The following is a 19,582-nucleotide window of genomic DNA, read 5'->3' on the forward strand; positions in this document are numbered from 1 at the left end:
TAGCTTTTTCTGACAAAGGTGGCGTCAAAAGTGGCGAAAAAGAGTGATAAAAGCCGACCTGCTCACGCAGATCGGCTCTACTTTTAGCTCAGCGGGCTGAGGGTGATCTCAACGCGACGGTTCTGTGCTTTACCGTCTTCGGTGCTGTTGCTGGCGACCGGATTATCCGGGCCTAAACCCTGTGTGCGCAGGCGGTTTTGCGCCACGCCCTGCAGAATCAGACCGCTGGCGACGCTGTCAGCACGCTGCTGTGACAGGCGCATATTCAGCGCGCGCGTGCCGGTGCTGTCGGTGTAGCCCACCACATTCACGGCGGTTTTTGGATACTCTTTCAGCACCATCGCGACGCCGGTCAGGGTGTTGGCGCCCGCCGGTTTCAGGTTGCTGCTGTTGGAATCAAAAGTGACGTTATTCGGCATGTTGAGCACGATGTTGTCGCCCTGACGCGTCACGCTGACGCCGGTGCCGCGCATTTTGTCGCGCAGTTTCGCTTCCTGCACATCCATGTAATAACCCGCGCCGCCGCCCAGAGCAGCACCGGATGCCGCGCCAATCAGCGCGCCTTTACCGCGATCTTTCTTCGACGACGACAGCACGCCAACGCCCGCGCCTAACACCGCACCTAAACCGGCGCCGATACCCGATTTGCCCGCCTGCGATTCGCCGGTATACGGATTGGTGGTACAACCCGACAGCGCGAGGCTGCCGCTCAATAACAAGGTCAGCGCCAAAATACGCTTATTCATGAAAAATCCCTCACAGATTTAAACGGGGAAAAGCCCCAAAACGGCACTATTATGCCGTTCAATTATGGGGAAATGCGTGAGGGTCAGTCTTAATTTGTAAACTTTTGCTTTAAAGATTATCAGGATGGCAGAAACAGCTGGTTTGATGATCGTTAATTAAGCCGCAGGCCTGTAGAAATGAGTGGCAGGTTGTGGGTCCGACGAATTTAAAACCACGCTTCTTAAGCGCTTTCGACAGCGCAATGGCGGGCTCGGAAGTGGTTGGCGCGTCTTTGTAATTCGCGTAACGGTGCAAAATCGGCGTATGGTCGACAAAAGACCAGATAAAGCGCGAAAAGTCCTCTCCTGTGGCTTCCAGCGCCAGCAATGCGCGCGCATTGTTGATGATCGCTTCCAGCTTGCCGCGATGGCGAATCAGTCCCGCATTTTGCATGAGGCGTTCCATGTCGCTTTCATCCATCAACGCCACGGCATCAGGATCGAATTCATGGAATGCGCGGCGGTAATTTTCGCGTTTCTTCAGCACGGTGATCCATGAAAGCCCCGCCTGCTGGCCTTCAAGACAGACCATTTCAAATAAGACTCGCTTATCGGTCTGCGGCACGCCCCACTCTTTATCGTGGTACGCCAGATACAGTGGATCCTCAGTTACCCAGCCACAACGTTGCATTGCATCACTCCCTTAGCATATGAAATAGCGATAGTTCCCTTGACGTATGGCAAATTCGATTAATAGTTATACAACGGGCGCCGATATAGATCTTATAAAACCTAAACGCCCATCTCTTCCCGGCTCGTCAGGAGTCCTTCATGTTGCAGAAAAGTCAGCGGACAGGCCAGCACAAAATTGCGCTGGCTTTTAGCGGTTGGTGGCTATTATTTCTGGCCGGGAATGCCTATGCCTTTGATCAGTCGAGCCAGAATAGCGCGCCCGATTACAACGCAATACTTGCTGAAAAAATTTCCAGTAATCATCTGATGTTGACAGAAAATCCCGATGCCAACCTGTTTGACGCTGCGCTCAATTCGCCGAACGACTACGCGATGGTGATGCACAGTGAAACCGCCAGCGTTGGCGCCGCGCCCTTTGTGAATCGCTATTCGGCCGGTTGGTCGATGCCGATGAGTGAAGCGGTGAGCACCGGCCCCGTTGCGCAGTTTGCGGTGGATGATTCGACTTTGAGCTGCCCGAAGTGCGAACGCGTGGACAGCAATAATGCCGAGCACATTGCCTCGCTTGGCTGGCGCGTGGATTCCAGCTTTGGCTGGATATCGCCGTGGGCGCAGGTGAGCTACAGCCATCTGGTGAATGAAGAGCTGCCTTCACCCACCCGTGAACACGCTGATGACATCAATGGCCGGGAAAACAATTGGGTGGATGTCAGCGTCGGCGCCAATATGCCGCTCGGGCAAAATATGGCCGCCTTTGCTTCCTTCGCGCAAACCGGTGCGGTGAGCAGCGGCGAGCAGTTCATCTACAGTCTTGGCGTCAGCGCCAGCTTCTAAATCGCGCGCGATCCGCCGCGCTAAAACAGTTACACTGAGCGTATTACGTCGGGCTGAATTAACCGCCCGGCGCACCATGCTGGTTAACGTCAGGTTTCTTCATGTCAGTCAAAATCTTATCTTCAACGTTGGTGGGGCTGGATGGCTTCTGCCATGACCCGCTCGCCGTGCTGCAGCAGGCCGATAACGGCACGCTGGCGGTGCTGCATAACAATACGCCGGCGTTTTATGCGCTTACGCCGCAGCGTCTGGCGCAGCTGCTGGCGCTGGAAGCCGCCGCGCAGCAGCCCAATGATGTCACGCTGGATGAGAGTCTGTTTCAGACCGATAGCGCGCCCATCGCCACGCCGGTTGGCAAGTTCGCGATGTATGAAGGCTGGCAGCCGGACAGCGATTTTCAGCGTCAGGCAGCAATCTGGGGCGTAGCATTGAGTGAAGCCGTTACTGCCGCCGAGCTGGCCACGTTTGTGGCGTACTGGCAGGCAGAAGGCCGTTTGTTCCATCATGTGCAGTGGCAGCAAAAGTTAGCGCGCAGCGTGCAGATGAATCGCGCCGCCAATGGCGGGCAGCCAAAGCGCGATCTCACGCAAATCAGCAATACTGATTACGATATTCCCGATGGATTCCGAGGTGAGTAATGAAAACGCCGAACGATCTTTTTAGCCGCCTGAAAAAGATGATGCCGTCCGAAGTGCAGCCGAAATTCAAAAACGGCGCGGAGCTGCTGGCCTGGAATCAGGAGCAGGGCCGTTTGCGCTCGGAAGCGATTGTGCGGGAAAACCGCGCGATGAAAATGCAGCGCATCATGGGGCGCTCGGGCATCCGCGAGCTGCACATGAACTGCTCGTTCGACAACTATCGCGTGGAAAATGATGGACAGCGTAAAGCGCTGGCCATGGCGCGCGAATACGCCGCCGGATTTGAAAATAGCATCTCCAGCTTTGTTTTCTCCGGTCGTCCCGGCACCGGTAAAAACCACCTTGCAGCGGCAATTGGTAACGATCTGATTATTCGCGGTAAAAGCGTGCTGATTGTCACCGTCGCCGATTTGATGTCGAGCATGAAGGGCACTTTCAGCGGCGGCAGCGATTTAACCGAAGAGCGCCTGCTGCACGATCTCAGCCATGTGGATCTGCTGGTGATCGATGAGATCGGCATGCAGAGCGAATCGCGCTATGAAAAAGTGATCATCAACCAGATCGTCGATCGCCGCTCATCGTCGAAACGCCCGACCGGCATGCTATCGAACCTCGATCCGGCGGGCATGAATTCGCTGCTGGGTGAACGCGTGATGGATCGTATGCGCCTCGGCAACAGCTTGTGGGTGCGCTTTGACTGGGAAAGTTATCGCAGCCGTGTGCGCGGTGATGAGTATTGAGGAGTGCTATGAAAGCAGCCGGTAAAGGTCCAGCACTACTTCGTCTGAATAACCTGAAGCGGGTGATGACGCAACTGCGTACCACCCGCATCACCTCCCGCCAGGATCTGGCATTAGCGCTCGAGCTGAGCAAAAACACCGTTTCATTGATTGTTGATGATTTGCTGGAAGCCGGGCTGATCAATGAGCTCGGCCCGGTTAGCGTCGCTTCAGCCGGCCGTCCTAAAATCGAAATCTCACTGCGCGCGGAAAAGCTGAAAAGTGCGGGCATCATGGTGGAGCGCCAGGCGATTCACTGGCGCGTGTGTGACTACTACTCGCAGGTAATTGCTGAGCAAACCTGGCGTACGGAAACCAGCGATCCCGAGCAGCTGCTGCATGAGCTGGTGGAAGTGTGTCAGACCTTGCATGCGGCGCATCCAGAACTGCTCGGCGTAGCGATTGGCTTCCCTGGCATCATCGATCCCCATCGTGGCTGGGTGCATTTTTCCGCCCATCTTGGCTGGCAGAATGTGGATGTAATGACCATTCTCAGCCACGAGATGCCGCTGCCGTTGCGCATCATGAATAACGTCAAAGCCGCCGCGCTGCTTTCGGTGCAGCAACTCGAACTGAATAAGTCGCAAAGCCATTTCTATCTGCGTATCTCTGAAGGATTGGGCGGTGCGCTAGTGGAACAGGGCGAAGTGTTTACCGGCAGTAGCTGGACGGCGGGCGAGATCGGCCATCTTACGGTGCAACCCAATGGCGAACGTTGTAGCTGCGGACGCTTAGGTTGTCTGGAAACGCTGGTGAGCAAACCGGCCATTCAGCAGCAGCTGGCAAAACGCAAACCGGGCTTGCGTTGGCAGAATGGCGATAGCGAGCCGGAAATCCTGAAAGAGGTGATGACGCAGGCGGGCACCCATTTGGGCAACGCATTGAGTCAGGTGATGCAGCTGGTGAATCCGGCCAGCATCATTATTGATGGGCCTTGGAATGCGCAGCCGGCATTTGTGCAGGCGGTGCAGCAGGCGGCGCAGGCCGGTACGCTGGCCTTTACCTTCGCCCATACAGCGCTGCATTTCCTGCCGCTGCGTATTGATCCGGCCAACGGCTTAGCGCTGGCGGTGATTGAGCAGTACGAACGCCCCAGCCAATAGGGTGCCATCAATGATCTCGTAGGGTCGCCATTCATGGCGACCAGGTGCGCATAAATGCGCACCCTTATCGATTAATGCCGTGGAATATCAAACGACTCGCTCGCTTTCGCAGTGGACGTCGTCTCCGGCAACTCTGCTTCGACGTTAAATTTACGCAGCACCAGCGCATGAATCTTCTCAAGCGACACGCCGGCAGTTTCTGGCAGATAGCGGAAGGTGAAGAAGTACATCCCCAGCGAGAAAATCGCAAACAGCAACAGTGGGAAGCCACCGTGGAACATATCCAGCAGCATCGGGCTGCTGTTCATGATCGGGAAGGTGCTGCTAATAACAAAGTTGGCCATCGACATCGCGCAGATGGAAATCCCCACGCAAATCGAACGGATCTCAGTTGGGAACACTTCGCCCAACACCGTCCAGACGATCTGGCCCCACGTCATACCGAAGAAAATCATGTACGCGAACAGGCCAATCACCGCCAGCATGCCAGGCAGGTGGTAATAGAAGGCGATGAACGAGTAGGTCAGGCACACGCAGGAAGTGATGGCACCCAGCAGCAGCAGCTTACGACGACCGACTTTATCGATCAGCATCATCCCCGCCAGCACGCCAATGAACTGACAAATCGACAGCCAGAAGGTTTGCAGCAGCGCTGAGTCCGTGCTGCCCGCGACGTTTTTCAGCAAGGTTGGTCCAAAGTACTGAATCACGTTGATGCCGCTGATCTGGTTACCCACCGCCAAACCGATACCGACAATCAGCAGTGGAATGGTGGTTTTATCCAGACGCAGACGCGATTTGTGCTGCTGCGCGGTTTTATCAGAAAACGAATGTTTGATCTCGTTGAACACGCTCTCAGCATGCTCGCGGTTTGAGATTTTGGTCAGCGTATCCAGCGCTTCATCGTACTTACCTTTCAGCACGTTCCAGCGCGGCGATTCCGGGATAAAGGCGATGAACAGGATAAACAGTGCGCACGGCACCAGCGCCGTGGCGAGGATGTAGCGCCAGCCCATATTGATCATCACGTCAGGTAAGGTGGATTTGGTGATGAAGTAGTTGGTCAGCAACACCACCGATTGTCCGCCGACGCAGCACACCGCATACAGCGCGGTGGTACGGCCACGAAACTTGGAAGGCGACAGCTCGGCCAGATAGATAGGCGAAATCACCGACGCCAGACCAATCGCCAATCCACCAATCATGCGGAAAATGACGAATACGGTGAAGTTATGCGCCAGCGCCGTCCCGATCACCGAAACGGTAAACAGCAGGGCGGTGATGGCGAGGGATTTTTTGCGTCCCAGCTTGTCGCTGAGGCGCGGCGCCATAAAGCAGCCGATCAAACTGCCGAGCAGGATATTGGAAACGGCCCAGCCGGTTTCAGCGGGCGATAACTGGAAATATTCACTTAAGGGTTCGATTGCACCGGAGATAATCGAAGAGTCATATCCCATCAGCAGACCGCCGAATGCCGCGACAGTACAGCAGAGAATGACATACTTCATGTTGTAGCGTTTTTGCCTGGTATCCATTGTTATAGCCCCTTGTCTCTACGGCCTGAACGTTGCTTGTTCAGAAAGAGGGTGGTGTAGGTTTAGATGTTCAACTTTTATTCACGCGAGGTCTTCGTGTTGGAATATATGTTCTAAATGATGGTTTTTGGATCATTTTTTCCGAAAAGTGTGAAGAGGGTTGCGAAAATTGCTGAATAAGTCGTCAGGGGCATATTTATAGCCTAATGAAATGATAGGTTTTTCATCAATTCACTTTGTAAGGGCATTGCAAAGTTTACTTTTTATTGGAATTTTCATTCTGTTATGCAAGCTGACTCGCCGATTTTATTTCACCCGACTAAGCGTACGGGCGCGTTTCATTTTTTAACAGGCAACGGGCATAATACGTTGATTCTCAGCCCCTCTTTGCGGACGCCGTAATGAAAACGCAGCGCATCACTCTGGACGATATTGCTACCCTGGCGGGCGTCACCAAAATGACGGTAAGTCGCTATCTGCGCACGCCGGAAAAGGTCAAAACGGAAACGGCGGAGAAGATCGCCAGCGTGATTGCCGAAATTGGCTACGTCGCGGATACCGATAATGTCGCGGCGACTAAACAGAACCCACCGCGCATCGGCGTATTAATTCCTTCCTTTAATAATCAAATCTTTGCCGATCTGCTGGCGGGGATTGAATCGGTGACCAGCGCGCAGGGTTATCAAACGCTGGTGGTCAATTACGACTACAACGCCCAGCGTGAAGAGGAGCAGATCGCCACGGTTTTAGCCTTTAACATCAAAGGGCTGATCCTGACCGAATCAGTGCACACCGTGCGCGCGGAAAAATATCTTAATGCTGCCAACATTCCGGTGGCAGAAGTGATGGGATTGACCGAAGCGCGCGGGCGCATCAATGTTGGCTTCGATAACTATCGCGCCGGCTACGATATGACGGCGATGCTACTGGCCAGCGGCAAACAGCGCGTCATCTACTTTGGTTCGATGTCCGATCGTCGTGATGAACAACGTTACGCCGGTTATCGCGATGCGGTTGAAGCGGCCGGTTTGCCCGCAGGACGGATTGTGCCAAACAAGGTCTCATCGGTATCGATTGGTACCGGCATGATGACGCTGGCGCGCCAGCTTTATCCGGAGATGGATGCGATTCTCTGCACCAATGATGATCTGGCGGTCGGCGTACTGCAGGAGTGTCAGGCGGCGCGCATTGCCGTGCCGCAAGCGATGGCGATTGCCGGTTTTCACGGACTGGAAATCGGCCAGGCAACCACGCCACGCTTAGCCAGCGTCATCACGCCGCGCTTTGAGATGGGAAAAGTGGCGACGGAGATCATCCTGAAAAAAATCAACCAGCAGCCCACCATCGAGCAGGTCGACCTGCATTATCGCCTCTCAATGGGTGCGACGATTTAAACATCACATACGCTTTCGCCAGTATTAAGGAATGTTCTATGCCACGCGATAATCGCTTGTCCCGCTCGTTGCACGCACTGATTCATCTGGATCGGCACGTGAAACGCGCCACTTCCGAAACGATGGCCAAAATGTTGGGCACCAATCCGGTGGTGGTACGCAGGATGATGTCTGGCCTGCGCGAGAAAGGTTATGTGGCGTCAGAAAAAGGGCACGGCGGCGGCTGGGAACTGCGTGTGCCGTTGACGGAAATTTCGCTGCTGGATGTTTATCAGGCAATCGGCGCACCAGCGCTGTTCAGCATCGGTCCTGCTGCGGAGCCTTCACCTTGCCTGGTTGAGCATGCGGTGGATGCACAGCTCGATCAAACACTTAGCGAAGCGGAAGCGCTGTTGTTGCAGCGCTTTAGTCAAATTACCGTCGCCGATATTAGCGACGATTATTTAAGTAAAATGGCCAAACTTGGGCTTCCATCCGATACCTTCCCTAAATGCAGTGAATAACCAATTTTCCCCGGTTATTCATCACATCAGTTAATCCTGTTTCTGTAAGGTGATCTGCGCTTCATGCTTCATGACGTGCGTAGTAATGGCCGCCTGAAAAACCTTAAACATCAAACCATTAATAAAGGTTGTGAGCGTAAGGGTAATAAATGCGGTCATCAGCCAGTCAACGATTGCCATCCCGCTGTGTAATAAATCCGGGTGATAAACCACCATGCCAAAAAATACTACCCAATGGCTCATGCAATAGAAGCAATGGAACAAGTGACCTAATAACGCGTTCTTTTTCGCGGTCCAGGCGCGTAATCCTGCGAACAGCTCAGTTTGGGTAATGGTCATGGAAATACTGGCTGATGCAAGCGCGATCGTCAGGCATAGCGACAGGTCGGACATGAGTAAACTGCTCATAGATTTTCCTTTTCATCTCAAAGTATCTTTTCATGTAACTAACAATATTACATGATGCGTGCTGCTGCAAGATGCCGCAGATTGCGATCTGCCGGAACAGGATAAATTGGCGAGTTATCGTTATTTATTGGCTTTTGACCATCACATAGCCAGTGAGCGACTTTCTATAATGCTTGCCACTTGCCGGATTTCCGTCCGGTTTTCATTTCGACATCAGGAGGAAAGATGGATATGCACGCCGCCTTTATGCAGCAACTGATGCTCTGGATTGAGGACAATATTGAGCAGAAACTCATTCTGGAAACCGTGGCGCGACGCGCCGGGTATTCGCAGTGGCATCTGCAGCGACTGTTTCGCAGTTACACCGGCGTTGCGCTTGGCACCTACATTCGCGAGCGCAAGTTAACGGCTTCGGTGATCGCGCTGTTGAACAGCAATACGCCGCTGATGGATATCGCCATTAAATATGGCTTTGACTCGCAGCAAACTTATTGCCGCACCTTCCGCCGCATGTTCGATCTGCCGCCCGGCGCGTTCCGTCGTAAATATCAGCACACTTTGCCGGAGATAGATGGGCCTGCTAGCTTGCTGTTTTTGCATCCGCAGAGTCGACTGGCGGCGTAAAATATTTGCCGGGCGTTGAACCAAACGCGCTGCGAAAAGCGCTGATATAGCTGCTAACGCTATCGAATCCGACCTGCCACGCTACTTGCTGCACACTTTTGCCTGCCGCCAATCCTTCCAGTGATTTGAGTAAACGTGAAACCTGGCGATAGCGCGTTAAACTCATGCCCACCGCGCTGGCCCAATGTCGGCTCAAACTGCGTGGGCTGAGTCCCGCCCAACGCGCCAGTTCTGGCCCGGTGCGCGTATCGGAGGGATCGTCCATCAACAGGCGTGCAATCTGCAGCAAGCGCGGTTCCGTCGGCAACGGTAACGTCAGCGGATGTTCAGTCGATTCATATAACTCATCCAGAAACACCTCGCTCAGGCGATTGTAGCGCGCGCTGCCCCAGTGATCGGGCGACAAGGTTGCCAGCCTTTCTGCCAGCGGCTCTAACACCGACGGGCAGGAAAGCAGGACCGGATGATCTGGCAACGGCGCGGCCAGCGCATCGTCAACCAATACCGTCCAGCCAAGCACCGGGCCCGGCCCAATGATCGCATGTTCAAAGTAGGGCGGAATCCAGCCCACCAGTCGCGGCGGATTGGCGAAAATACCGGACGGCGTTTTCACCGTCATCAATCCTTGTTTTAAACAGAAGAGCTGCCCGGCGGCGTGGCGATGAGTGAAGGTTTCACGGTCCAGCTGTTTCGCTAACGCAGCGGCAATCACTTTCGGCGCATCCGGCTCCAGCAGGCGCTGACGCAGCTCAGCCTGGCGCGGATTGCCCGAGAAAGTCAGAGTATCGGTTGGATGGATTAGCATGCCAGACTCCACAATGCGATGAATGAGCAAAGTGGCGGAGATTGGTGGGGAAGTAAAGCATGGGCGCGTATAAGTTGAGGCGCAAAAGGGCGGGATGCGGCTCAGCGGCGATCATTTCGATTTATTAGGGCTTGGTTGCCACTGCAGCAAACCGGCAATGTTCTTTTCACCTTCTGACTCTTTCAGACGACGCTGTTGCTCGGCGAATTCACCGTATTCAGCCTGTGCTTTTTCATCGGCCATTTTCTTACTGATTGAACCCGCGCCTTGCAGCACATCGCGATCGTTAAATTGCAGAAATTGATCGAGTTTGCTCTGCCAATCGCGAAGAAATACCTGCTGGCGACGGCGCGCTTGGTCTTCGGCAAAATCCAGCCACATCGTTACCACGCGATTGAGCTCGCTCACTTCGTCCTGAACCAGATAATTTTTAGCCACGGTGACATCGCTTCTCCGCACCTCTTCACCTTTAAAACTCGTCAAACCCATGTGAGATTGGCTGGCGTCAGCGCGCAAATGAATCAGCTCGGCTGCAGTATAACCGGTACAGGCAAAGTGCAGCTTATTCTGGATGGTTTGAAAAAACTGCGTGGTCTCTTTGAGGGAAGGTTGATAGTCAGCCGCTAAGGCAAAAATCTCGCGAACGCGTAAATACATCCGACGTTCACTGGCGCGAATATCGCGAATTCGCTCCAGCATCTCATCGAAATAGTCAGGTACAGCGGATGAACCCACCGGCGGATTTTTCAGCCGCTCGTCATCCATCACAAAACCCTTGATCAAATATTCTTGCAGGGTTTGCGTTGCCCATTGGCGGAACTGAGTACCGCGTGCTGAGCGGACGCGATAACCGATGGCGAGGATCATTGGCAGATTGTAATGAAGGGTATTGCGGCTGACTTGACGAGTTCCTTCCTGTTGAACTTGTAAGTAAGACTTACAGGTTGCGTTTTGTTCAAGTTCGCCTTCTTCATAGATCGCCTTAATGTGCTGCGTAATGGCTTGTGGCGTAATTTGGTAAAGGGTGGCAATAGATGCTTGTGAAAGCCAAAGCGATTCCTGCTCGAAGCGACATTCAACCCGCACTTTCCCATCTCCGCTCGCAAACATGACAAATTCGCCTGCTGGTGATGGTGTGGATTGCTCTTCTGACATGTCGCCTCCGCTCTAATAGGATCTGGTTCACAGTATGCCAGATAGACGCAATGAAGCTCATTAGTCGATTGGCGATTATTTTATCAACTGCAATGGAGCCAAACCGATGAATGGTTAAGGTGCTCCACAATTACAACCTCATTAACAGCGTCTACAGTTAACCTATCCACCTTCCTTTACTAAGCCTCTGACACCATGAGCCTTTCCCTGATGCATTACCTTCGCGCACGCCTGCGTTTGCTGGTTTCGATTGTGGCTGGCGTGGCCTGCTATTTTTTCCTGCCTGCGCATCTGGGCATGTTGCAGCGTCTGCTGATTGGCTGGAACGTGCTGGCATGGCTCTATCTCGCTTTTCTGTGGCTGCGCATGTTAGGCACCGAGGCCAAAGACATTCCGCATATTGCGAAAATCGAAGATGAAAGTGCGACGCTGGTACTGAGCATGGTAACGCTCACCTGCATGGTTAGCATTCTGGCGATCCTGATGGAGCTCACCACGCTGAAAAGTCTGACAGGAACGCCGCGCGTGCTGCATCTGCTGCTAACAGCGGCAACCTTAGTGGTCTCATGGGCGCTACTTCCGACGTCATTCGCCATGCATTACGCGCATCATCACTATCTGCGTCGCAGCAAAGACGTTACGCCGATGATCTTTCCCGAAAAGCCCGAGCAGCCGGGATACTGGGATTTTCTTTACTTCTCTTTCACCATCGCGGTTGCTTCGCAAACCGCCGATGTGGCAACGGGCACCACGGATATGCGGCAAATCGCTCTGCTGCAGTCGGTGATTTCGTTCGTGTTCAATCTGGCGATCTTGGGATTGTCGGTGAATGTGGGGGCGGGATTGTTGAGTTAGTGGGGGAGAAGTGGAAGTGGTTTAAGATCACAGGAGTTAAGAATGACCATTAACTAATCGACCCATATGGTCATTCATGATTAAAGGTCATTCTTTAATAAATTTTTAAACGCAATGACTTCAGATTGCGATGTAGTTGCAGATAGTTTCAATATGGTGCTGCATGGAGAATTGCTTGACTTGCCCTAGCCCGGGGTAATGTCTACGGGCATGTAAAGATTTGAATCCTCGCATACCAGAAGTGTTATCAAAGAATTCTGGGAATTTATTACCGTGCAACACCAACTTATCTAAAGCTTGCTGGAATTTTCCCGTTGGGTTTGAAGGAGTTCCATCATCCATTGAAGAAAAGTGTCTAACAGACATAGCATCGAATTCATTACCATCAAGGTAACTTGCATGGATTGTTACAACGTATGCAGGGCCGCCTGATTCAGCATAGTCAGAACCAGCAATGTTAAAGTCCCCAAAGCCTATAACAGAGCTATGTACTTCTTTGTATCTGACATGTAGGTCAGAGAAGTAAGAATTTGAAGGATAATCTGCATTTCTTTTTTTCTTTTTAAACGGGTCGTCCATTAATACGACATTGGATAATTGGGAAAGTAAAGATTTAGGGGAGCTTTCGGGTACTATGTTAACTTCAAAATTATTGAGTCTTGATAAAATATTACGATTAATGCTATTTTCGATGTAAGCGGCTTTTTTACCTTTTATTTGTGATTCCAATCGAACGAATTCATCGGGATTGTCATTGTATTTTATGCAAGGTATAAAGTTCACTTCTTTTATTTCAAATAAATCGCTAATGAATTGATCGGTTTTACCTTTAAGTTCGCTGATTTCTGAGTTGACCACAATGATGGGCGTTATATGATTTTCGTTTAAGGTTTTTATCGTGTTTTCTAACTGCTTAAGGTTTTCACGTACTGGCTCTATTACTGGTGTTATTAGAGTATGTTGAACAATGCTTGATAGTTCTCTTAAAGCCGTTAATTCGTACTGCTTACCTCTCAATAGTGGAAAGTACATATATCATCCTTTTCTATGTAACTTGAAAGTATTTCGGTTAGGGATCTCTGACGAGATTGGGTCATACTATAGCTAATTGCTGTTGATTTAAGTGATCTTGGTAAAGCTTCAATGAAATTAAAGTTATTAGCTCTATGTATTTTTAGAGCCTCACGAAAATTTTTTCTCAATAATTCAGAGTTAGTCCTCTCAAAAACCTCCAAACAATATGAATAAACGTCCATGTTGGGCAGTTCGATGCTCTCTCGTGATATTTTTTCAGCCATGAATTTAAATTCCGCTAATCTCATTGAGTTTATCATTAGTTTTGGATCTATTTCGGAATTTATAATCAATGCAGGCTTAATTTCTTTGAGCTTATTCTTATTAGTGAGCTCAATAATGCCAACTGACTCAGGTGTAATGTTTTTTATCTTATCGATATGGTTTTTTGACGCAACGACATAAACTTTATCGAACAATTCTATATATGAATTAAGTTGCTCTGGCAGTCTTTTTAAATTATCAAGCTCAGTCTTAATTTCATAACATGTTGATAAACCATTTAATATAACACAGTCGGCTTTATTTGTGCCCACTCGGAATTCAGATAACATTACAGCCTTGTTATTTTTATGTTTTTTCAAAAACACTTCATTAGCGATGACGTTTTTGAAAAAATATTCTGATTTATAATCGCTTGATAATTTTGTAAAAGCTAAATCGAATATATCTGACACTTTTATAGGAAAGCAATGAGAGCGAACAGTTGTCGATGCTAGCTTATAAAGCAATGAATAATCACCATCAGCAATAGCATTTATAGCTTGGCTAGTAAATAATTGACCGATGTTTTTATTATTGCTCATATTAAAGTTAATCGCACTTACGCGCCTATAGTTAAAAAATTACTGAGAAACTTAGCTTATCCTAATCCTTAGGATTTTCTCAACTTAAATAGCACGTCAAACTTTTTTTAGAACTATTGAATATCATTTTTTTTGAAAACCTTTAATTATCAATGATTTATTTTTGATAATTAAAAAATCAAGTAAAGCTTAGCTAATTCTGGCTAACATTGAAGAACCAACTCGCATACAGTTTCATGTTATTTTGTTGTTTTTAAAGGTTAATTTAAACTGATCTCGAAAGAGTACTGAGTTGCAGTGGCGGAAGATCACAGGAGTCGAACCTGCCCAGGACCGCTGGCGGCCCCAACCGGATTTGAAATCCGGCCGCCTCACCGGAGACGACGATCTTCCTTTGAAGATGCCGCAGGAGTATAGCGACAATCGCGGCGGAATTCTTGATCTTAGCCGTGCGTCACAGCACGTTTTCACCGTGAAGCTGCCGATACTCCTTCGGCGTATTGGCATAACTCTTCTTAAACACCGAATAGAAATATTGCAGCGACGGGTAGCCACACATTTGTGAAATCTCATTGATGCTCAATGAAGAACACGCCAGCAGCTCGCGCGCTTTCTCCAGTTTTTCGCGATGAATCATGGCGTGAATGGTGTCGCCGGTTTCATCGCGGAAGCGTTTTTCCAGATTCGATCGCGAGATGCCGATAGCATCCAGCACTTGTTCAACCTTAATGCCTTTGCAGGCGTTAAAGCGGATGTAATGCATCGCCTGAATCACCGCCGGGTCGTGCAAGGAGCGGAAGTCGGTGGAGCGGCGCGCAATCACTTTTACCGGTGGCACCAGAATGCGTTGCAGTTGCAGAGGCTGATTATCCAGCAGGCGATGCAGCAGTTTTGCCGCCTGATAACCCATCTGGCGCGAACCCTGCGCCACTGAAGAGAGCGCCACGCGCGACAGATAACGCGTCAGTTCCTCGTTATCGATACCGATCACCGTGAGCTTTTCCGGCACCGGAATTTTGAGATATTCGCAAGCCTGCAGCAGATGGCGAGCACGGGCATCGGTGACGGCGATGATGCCGGTTTGCTGCGGCAGCGTTTGCAGCCAATCAGCGAGGCGGTTCTGGGCGTGCTGCCAGTTTTCCGGCGCTGTTTCCATGCCCTGATAGACCACGCCTTGATAACGCTCGCGCGCCACCAACTGGCGAAACGCATGCTCACGCTCTTGCGCCCAGCGTTTGCCGCTGGCAGCGGGCAAACCATAGAAAGCAAAGCGGTTTACGCCTTTCTCTTTCAAATGCAAAAAGGCGCTCTCGACCAGCGCGGCGTTATCGGTAGCGATGTAATGCACGGGCGGATAGTCCTGCGGCTGATGGTAGGAGCCGCCGACGCCGACAATCGGCACCGACACGTTAGCCAGCAGTTTTTCAATCGAGGGATCGTCGTAATCGGCGATAACTCCATCGCCCAGCCATTCCCGGATGTTGTCGATGCGGCAACGAAAATCCTCTTCAATGAAAATGTCCCAATCCGTTTGAGATGCCTGTAAATATTCACCGACGCCCTCAACCACCTGGCGGTCATAGACCTTATTGGCGTTGAACAGCAACGTAATACGAAAGCGTTTCTCATGCATCATGGCGCACTCTCCTAAATCGACAGCACCTTGCATAGCATGGCACGACGGACAGCAGAAAGAATTTGCGCCACATTGTGATCCCCCACGCGATTACACCCGACGGCGCGTCGCGGTATCCATCCACACCGCCAGCAGCAGGATGGCGCCCTTGACGATGTACTGCCAGAAGGTCGGGACATCCATCATGCTCATGCCGTTATCCAGTGAAGCCATGATAAATGCGCCGATGACCGCGCCCGCCACCGAACCAACGCCACCCGCCAGGCTGGTGCCGCCAATCACGCAGGCGGCGATGGCATCCAGCTCGGCGATGTTGCCTGCCGAAGGCGAACCCGCGCCAAGGCGTGAGCTGAGAATCAGGCCAGCAATCGCCACCATCACGCCATTGATGGCGAAGACTGCCAGCTTGGTGCGGGCCACATTAATGCCGGAAAGGCGCGCGGCATCCAGGTTGCCACCGATGGCATAGATCCGGCGGCCAAAAGCCGTGCGCGTCGCCATAAACATGCCGCCGAGCAGCAGCAGCGCCAGCAGTAACACCGGCGTTGGTACGCCGCGATAATCGTTGAGCAGCCAGATCGCGCCTAACACCAGAACAGCGGTGATGACCTGTCGCACCAGCGCACCGCTGACGGAGGTTTGCGTCAGACCCAGCTGTTGGCGACGCAGGCGCAAGCGCCATTGCCAGAGGATAAACAGCGCCAGGCCAGCAAAGCCGAAGCCAAAGCCGATCCCGCCAGGCAGATAGCTTTGCCCAATCTGCGACATCGCCGGGCTGGTGGGCGCTACGGTTGTGCCGTCGGTGATGCCGACCAGAATGCCGCGAAATGCCAGCATCCCCGCCAACGTGACAATAAACGACGGGACTTTGCGGTAGGCCACCCACCAGCCGTTCCAGGTGCCGAGCAGCAGGCCCATCACCAGGGTTACGACGATGGTGAGCGGTAGCGGCCAACCGAGCCAGACGTCAAAGATGGCCGCCGCACCGCCGAGCAATCCCATCATCGAACCGACTGAGAGATCAATTTCCGCTGAGATAATGACGAACACCATGCCGACCGCAAGAATGCCGGTGATGGCGGTCTGGCGCAGCAGGTTGGAAACATTACGGGCGCTGAGCCACGCACCGTCGGTGGTCCAGGTGAAGAACAGGGCGATCAGCACAATCGCACCCAGCATCACCAGCACCTGCAAATCCGGCAGCGAGAATTTTCCCGGCGCACCTTTACCCGGCGTGGTGAGGCCGCGTTGCGTACTTTCGGTCTTAAACATAGTGTTCACTCCGCAGGGCGGCTTCCATCACCTGCTCCTGAGTCAGGTTATCGTTAATCAGATCGGCTTTGATTTTGCCTTCATGCATCACCAAAACCCGATCGCTCAGGCCCAGTACTTCGGGCAGCTCAGACGAAATGACAATCACGGCAATCCCTTGCTGCACTAACGAGTTGATCAGCAGATAGATTTCCTGGCGTGCGCCCACATCAATGCCGCGCGTCGGCTCATCAAGAATTAAGATTTTTGGGTTGAGCAGCAGGCATTTAGCAAGGATCGCTTTCTGTTGATTCCCACCGCTCAGGCGACCAATCGGCAGTTCCGCCGACGAGGTTTTTACCCGCAGGCGCGCAATGGCCTGGTTAATTGCCTGCTGCTCCTGCGCTTCATCCAGCAGCGAAAGACGGGGGCTAAATTGGTCCAGCGCGGCCAGCGTGATGTTTTTGCCCACGCCCATCAGCGGCACGATGCCATCCTTTTTGCGATCTTCCGGCACCATCGCGATGCCGTGAGCGATGGCGGCGCGGCAGTCATTGATACGGACTTTCTTACCGTTGATATGAATATCGCCCTGCCAGCGTCCCGGCCAAACGCCAAACAGACACTGTACGGTTTCGGTTCGCCCGGCACCGACCAGCCCGGCAATGCCAAGAATTTCGCCGCGCTTCAGGCTGAAAGAGACGTTATCCACCCGGCGAATATGGCGGTTGATGGGATGCCACGCCGTGAGGTTCTCCACCTGCAACAGGGTTTCGCCAATCTCGTGTGGGCTATGCGGATAGAGCGCAGTCAGCTCGCGCCCGACCATCATGGTGATGATGTCATCCTCACTCAGCCCGGCGGCCGCGCGGGTCGCGATATGCTGGCCGTCGCGGATCACGCAGATGGTGTCCGAAATCGCTTTAACTTCATTGAGTTTGTGCGAGATGTAGATGCAGGCGATGCCGTGCTCGCGCAGGTTTTTGATGATGCTCAGCAGCACCTCGGTTTCCTGTTCGGTAAGCGAAGAGGTCGGCTCGTCGAGGATTAGCAGGCGCACCTGTTTATTCAGGGCGCGTGCAATCTCCACCAGCTGTTGCTGGCCTAATCCCAGCTCTCCGACGCGCGTATCCGGCGAGACATGCAGTTTGACCCGCTCCAGCAGTTGCTGGCAGCGCAGCGTCATGGTTTCGTCATCCACCATGCCGAAACGCCCCAGCTCTGCGCCGAGGAAAATGTTCTCCATCACCGTCAGCTGCCGCACCAGCGCCAGCTCTTGATGGATGATCACGATCCCTTTGCGTTCGGTATCACGAATGGTCTGCGCCTGAATCTCGTCGCCCGCAAAATGGATAGTGCCTTCGAAGTCACCGTGCGGATACAGCCCGCACAGGATCTTCATCAGCGTCGATTTTCCCGAGCCGTTTTCGCCGCACAGCGACATCACTTCACCGGCTTCCAGCTGCAGGCTCACGTCATCCAGTGCTTTCACCGCGCCGAAACGTTTGGTGATATGGTTCATTTCCAGCAACATCGACCTATCTCCTTTGCGGGCTCGCGCCTCAGAGTTCGCTCTGCTTGTGGAAGCCGTCTTTGACTACCGTGCTTTCAATGTTGTCTTTGTTCACCGGAATAGGATTCAGCAGGCGCGATGGCACATCTTTCAGGCCGTTGTTCAGCTTGCTGTTGCTGGCGGGTTGCTTGTCGTCACCGAGTTCCACCGCGATTTTGGCCGCTTCGGTCGCCAGTTCGGTGATGGGTTTGTAAACCGTCATGGTTTGCGTGCCGTTCATAATGCGTTTGATGGCGGCGAGATCGGCATCCTGACCGGAGATCGCGACTTTGCCGGAAAGTCCCTGCGCGCTTAATGCCTGAATCGCACCGCCTGCGGTGGCATCATTCGACGCTACAACGGCATCAATGTGGTTGCTGTTCGCGGTTAAGGCGTTTTCCATTATTTTCAGCGCATTTTCCGGCAGCCAGGCATCAACCCACTGATCGCCGACTACTTTAATACTGCCATTATCAATATAAGGTTTTAACACTTTCATCTGACCGGCACGGAACAGGCGCGCATTATTATCCACCGGCGATCCGCCCATCAGGAAGTAATTACCTTTAGGCACTTGCTTTACAATACTTTCGGCCTGTAATTCGCCCACTTTTTCATTATCGAATGAGATATAAAAATCAATATCGGCGTTATTTATCATGCGGTCATACGCCAGCACTTTAATGCCTTCACGTTTCGCTTCCGCCACAACGTTACTTAAAACCTGGCCGTTATAAGGAATGATGACCAATACATCGACGCCGCGATTGATCATATTTTCAATTTGCGACATCTGCGTTTCTTCGTTGCCGTTGGCCGATTGCACAAACACTTTGGCGCCCAGCGATTCGGCTTGTTTAACAAAGATATCGCGATCTTTTTGCCAGCGTTCCAGACGTAAATCATCAATAGCCATACCGATTTTGACTTCTTTAGCGCTACCCGCGTGGCTAAACAGGGCCAGAGCCGCGCAGGCGGCCAACAGTGATTGTTTCATGTTCATGGTATTAATCCTGTAGATTGAGGCTGTTGTCGTTGTAAGGCTTATAACCAGGCCGATGAATTGTTGCCCTGAGTTTCAGATGACATCAATTACTGATTTTTATCCGGCTATTACGTTTTTTGGTTTATTTGCGATTTTATGAGCGCGATCGATATTTCAACGCTTTCAGAAAAAACGAAGTTGAGAAGGTTGAATGAAAATGACGACAT

20 protein-coding genes and 1 tRNA gene are annotated in these 19,582 nt (G+C 52.0%); 8 read left to right on the forward strand and 13 right to left on the reverse strand.

Features of this window, described 5'->3' with window-relative positions; all coding sequences use genetic code 11:
* Window positions 1-83: 83 nt before the first annotated feature.
* Window positions 84-746, reverse strand: a complete 663-nt coding sequence (locus tag VIJ98_RS00165; protein WP_008105270.1) for an OmpA family lipoprotein — start codon at window positions 744-746, stop codon at window positions 84-86.
* A gap of 109 nt (window positions 747-855) precedes the next feature.
* A complete protein-coding gene (locus VIJ98_RS00170; protein ID WP_154156935.1) occupies window positions 856-1,416 on the reverse strand; it encodes a DNA-3-methyladenine glycosylase I in 561 nt (186 codons plus the stop codon).
* Between the two features lie 140 nt (window positions 1,417-1,556).
* On the opposite strand from VIJ98_RS00170, the gene VIJ98_RS00175 reads away from it, so the two are divergent.
* From VIJ98_RS00175 to VIJ98_RS00190, 4 genes are all read left to right on the forward strand, one after another.
* Window positions 1,557-2,252, forward strand: a complete 696-nt coding sequence (locus VIJ98_RS00175; RefSeq protein ID WP_154156934.1) for an autotransporter — start codon at window positions 1,557-1,559, stop codon at window positions 2,250-2,252.
* Window positions 2,253-2,353: 101 nt separating this feature from the next.
* On the forward strand, window positions 2,354-2,890 hold the full coding sequence (dnaT, locus tag VIJ98_RS00180) for a primosomal protein DnaT (RefSeq protein ID WP_008105267.1): 537 nt from the start codon (window positions 2,354-2,356) through the stop codon (window positions 2,888-2,890).
* Window positions 2,890-3,630, forward strand: a complete 741-nt coding sequence (gene dnaC / locus VIJ98_RS00185; protein ID WP_007893471.1) for a DNA replication protein DnaC — start codon at window positions 2,890-2,892, stop codon at window positions 3,628-3,630. Before dnaT ends, dnaC begins: the two co-directional genes overlap by 1 nt.
* Before the next feature lie 8 nt (window positions 3,631-3,638).
* Complete coding sequence (locus VIJ98_RS00190; protein ID WP_061720017.1) at window positions 3,639-4,772, forward strand: ROK family protein; 1,134 nt, start codon at window positions 3,639-3,641, stop codon at window positions 4,770-4,772.
* Window positions 4,773-4,843: 71 nt separating this feature from the next.
* Here VIJ98_RS00190 and VIJ98_RS00195 read toward each other — a convergent pair whose 3' ends face one another.
* Window positions 4,844-6,307, reverse strand: a complete 1,464-nt coding sequence (locus VIJ98_RS00195) for a sugar porter family MFS transporter (RefSeq protein ID WP_154195039.1) — start codon at window positions 6,305-6,307, stop codon at window positions 4,844-4,846.
* A 401-nt stretch (window positions 6,308-6,708) separates the two neighbouring features.
* On the opposite strand from VIJ98_RS00195, the gene VIJ98_RS00200 reads away from it, so the two are divergent.
* A complete protein-coding gene (locus VIJ98_RS00200; RefSeq protein WP_008105264.1) occupies window positions 6,709-7,701 on the forward strand; it encodes a LacI family DNA-binding transcriptional regulator in 993 nt (330 codons plus the stop codon).
* Window positions 7,702-7,739: 38 nt separating this feature from the next.
* Window positions 7,740-8,204 (forward strand): Rrf2 family transcriptional regulator, encoded by a 465-nt coding sequence (locus VIJ98_RS00205; RefSeq protein WP_323271830.1) that lies wholly within the window; start codon window positions 7,740-7,742, stop codon window positions 8,202-8,204.
* Window positions 8,205-8,234: 30 nt separating this feature from the next.
* Here VIJ98_RS00205 and VIJ98_RS00210 read toward each other — a convergent pair whose 3' ends face one another.
* Window positions 8,235-8,612 carry a DUF1360 domain-containing protein gene (locus tag VIJ98_RS00210; protein WP_323271831.1) on the reverse strand — a complete coding sequence of 126 codons (378 nt, stop codon included), beginning with the start codon at window positions 8,610-8,612 and terminating at the stop codon, window positions 8,235-8,237.
* A 225-nt stretch (window positions 8,613-8,837) separates the two neighbouring features.
* Here VIJ98_RS00210 and VIJ98_RS00215 point away from each other — a divergent pair, with 225 nt between their 5' ends.
* The gene (locus VIJ98_RS00215) at window positions 8,838-9,236 is read left to right on the forward strand and encodes a helix-turn-helix domain-containing protein (RefSeq protein ID WP_312664603.1); all 399 of its coding nucleotides are present in this window, start codon (window positions 8,838-8,840) and stop codon (window positions 9,234-9,236) included.
* Here VIJ98_RS00215 and VIJ98_RS00220 read toward each other — a convergent pair.
* Window positions 9,193-10,041, reverse strand: coding sequence for an AraC family transcriptional regulator (locus VIJ98_RS00220; RefSeq protein ID WP_154156931.1), 849 nt, complete (start codon window positions 10,039-10,041; stop codon window positions 9,193-9,195). The genes VIJ98_RS00215 and VIJ98_RS00220 overlap by 44 nt on opposite strands.
* Before the next feature lie 111 nt (window positions 10,042-10,152).
* Window positions 10,153-11,196, reverse strand: coding sequence for a RhuM family protein (locus VIJ98_RS00225; RefSeq protein WP_323271832.1), 1,044 nt, complete (start codon window positions 11,194-11,196; stop codon window positions 10,153-10,155).
* A 195-nt stretch (window positions 11,197-11,391) separates the two neighbouring features.
* Here VIJ98_RS00225 and VIJ98_RS00230 point away from each other — a divergent pair, with 195 nt between their 5' ends.
* Window positions 11,392-12,051, forward strand: a complete 660-nt coding sequence (locus VIJ98_RS00230) for a DUF1345 domain-containing protein (RefSeq protein ID WP_061720041.1) — start codon at window positions 11,392-11,394, stop codon at window positions 12,049-12,051.
* 120 nt (window positions 12,052-12,171) lie between these two features.
* Here VIJ98_RS00230 and VIJ98_RS00235 read toward each other — a convergent pair whose 3' ends face one another.
* The 7 genes from VIJ98_RS00235 to xylF form a co-directional block, all read right to left on the reverse strand.
* Complete coding sequence (locus VIJ98_RS00235) at window positions 12,172-13,083, reverse strand: sce7725 family protein (protein ID WP_323271833.1); 912 nt, start codon at window positions 13,081-13,083, stop codon at window positions 12,172-12,174.
* Complete coding sequence (locus VIJ98_RS00240; RefSeq protein WP_323271834.1) at window positions 13,065-13,931, reverse strand: sce7726 family protein; 867 nt, start codon at window positions 13,929-13,931, stop codon at window positions 13,065-13,067. The genes VIJ98_RS00235 and VIJ98_RS00240 overlap by 19 nt, the downstream gene beginning before the upstream one ends.
* Before the next feature lie 298 nt (window positions 13,932-14,229).
* Window positions 14,230-14,324: transfer RNA gene (locus VIJ98_RS00245), tRNA-Sec, on the reverse strand.
* Window positions 14,325-14,385: 61 nt separating this feature from the next.
* Entirely contained in the window at window positions 14,386-15,564 is a 1,179-nt protein-coding gene (xylR, locus tag VIJ98_RS00250; protein ID WP_061719296.1) for a D-xylose utilization transcriptional activator XylR, read from the reverse strand.
* 93 nt (window positions 15,565-15,657) lie between these two features.
* Window positions 15,658-16,839, reverse strand: a complete 1,182-nt coding sequence (gene xylH / locus VIJ98_RS00255) for a xylose ABC transporter permease XylH (protein ID WP_008105258.1) — start codon at window positions 16,837-16,839, stop codon at window positions 15,658-15,660.
* Complete coding sequence (locus tag VIJ98_RS00260; protein ID WP_277966846.1) at window positions 16,832-18,352, reverse strand: xylose ABC transporter ATP-binding protein; 1,521 nt, start codon at window positions 18,350-18,352, stop codon at window positions 16,832-16,834. The genes xylH and VIJ98_RS00260 overlap by 8 nt, the downstream gene beginning before the upstream one ends.
* Window positions 18,353-18,380: 28 nt before the next feature.
* Window positions 18,381-19,373, reverse strand: a complete 993-nt coding sequence (gene xylF, locus VIJ98_RS00265) for a D-xylose ABC transporter substrate-binding protein (protein WP_008105256.1) — start codon at window positions 19,371-19,373, stop codon at window positions 18,381-18,383.
* Window positions 19,374-19,582 lie beyond the last annotated feature (209 nt).

It is taken from the genome of Pantoea sp. S18 (assembly GCF_045689705.1).
GTDB classification, from domain to species: Bacteria; Pseudomonadota; Gammaproteobacteria; order Enterobacterales; family Enterobacteriaceae; genus Pantoea; species Pantoea symbiotica.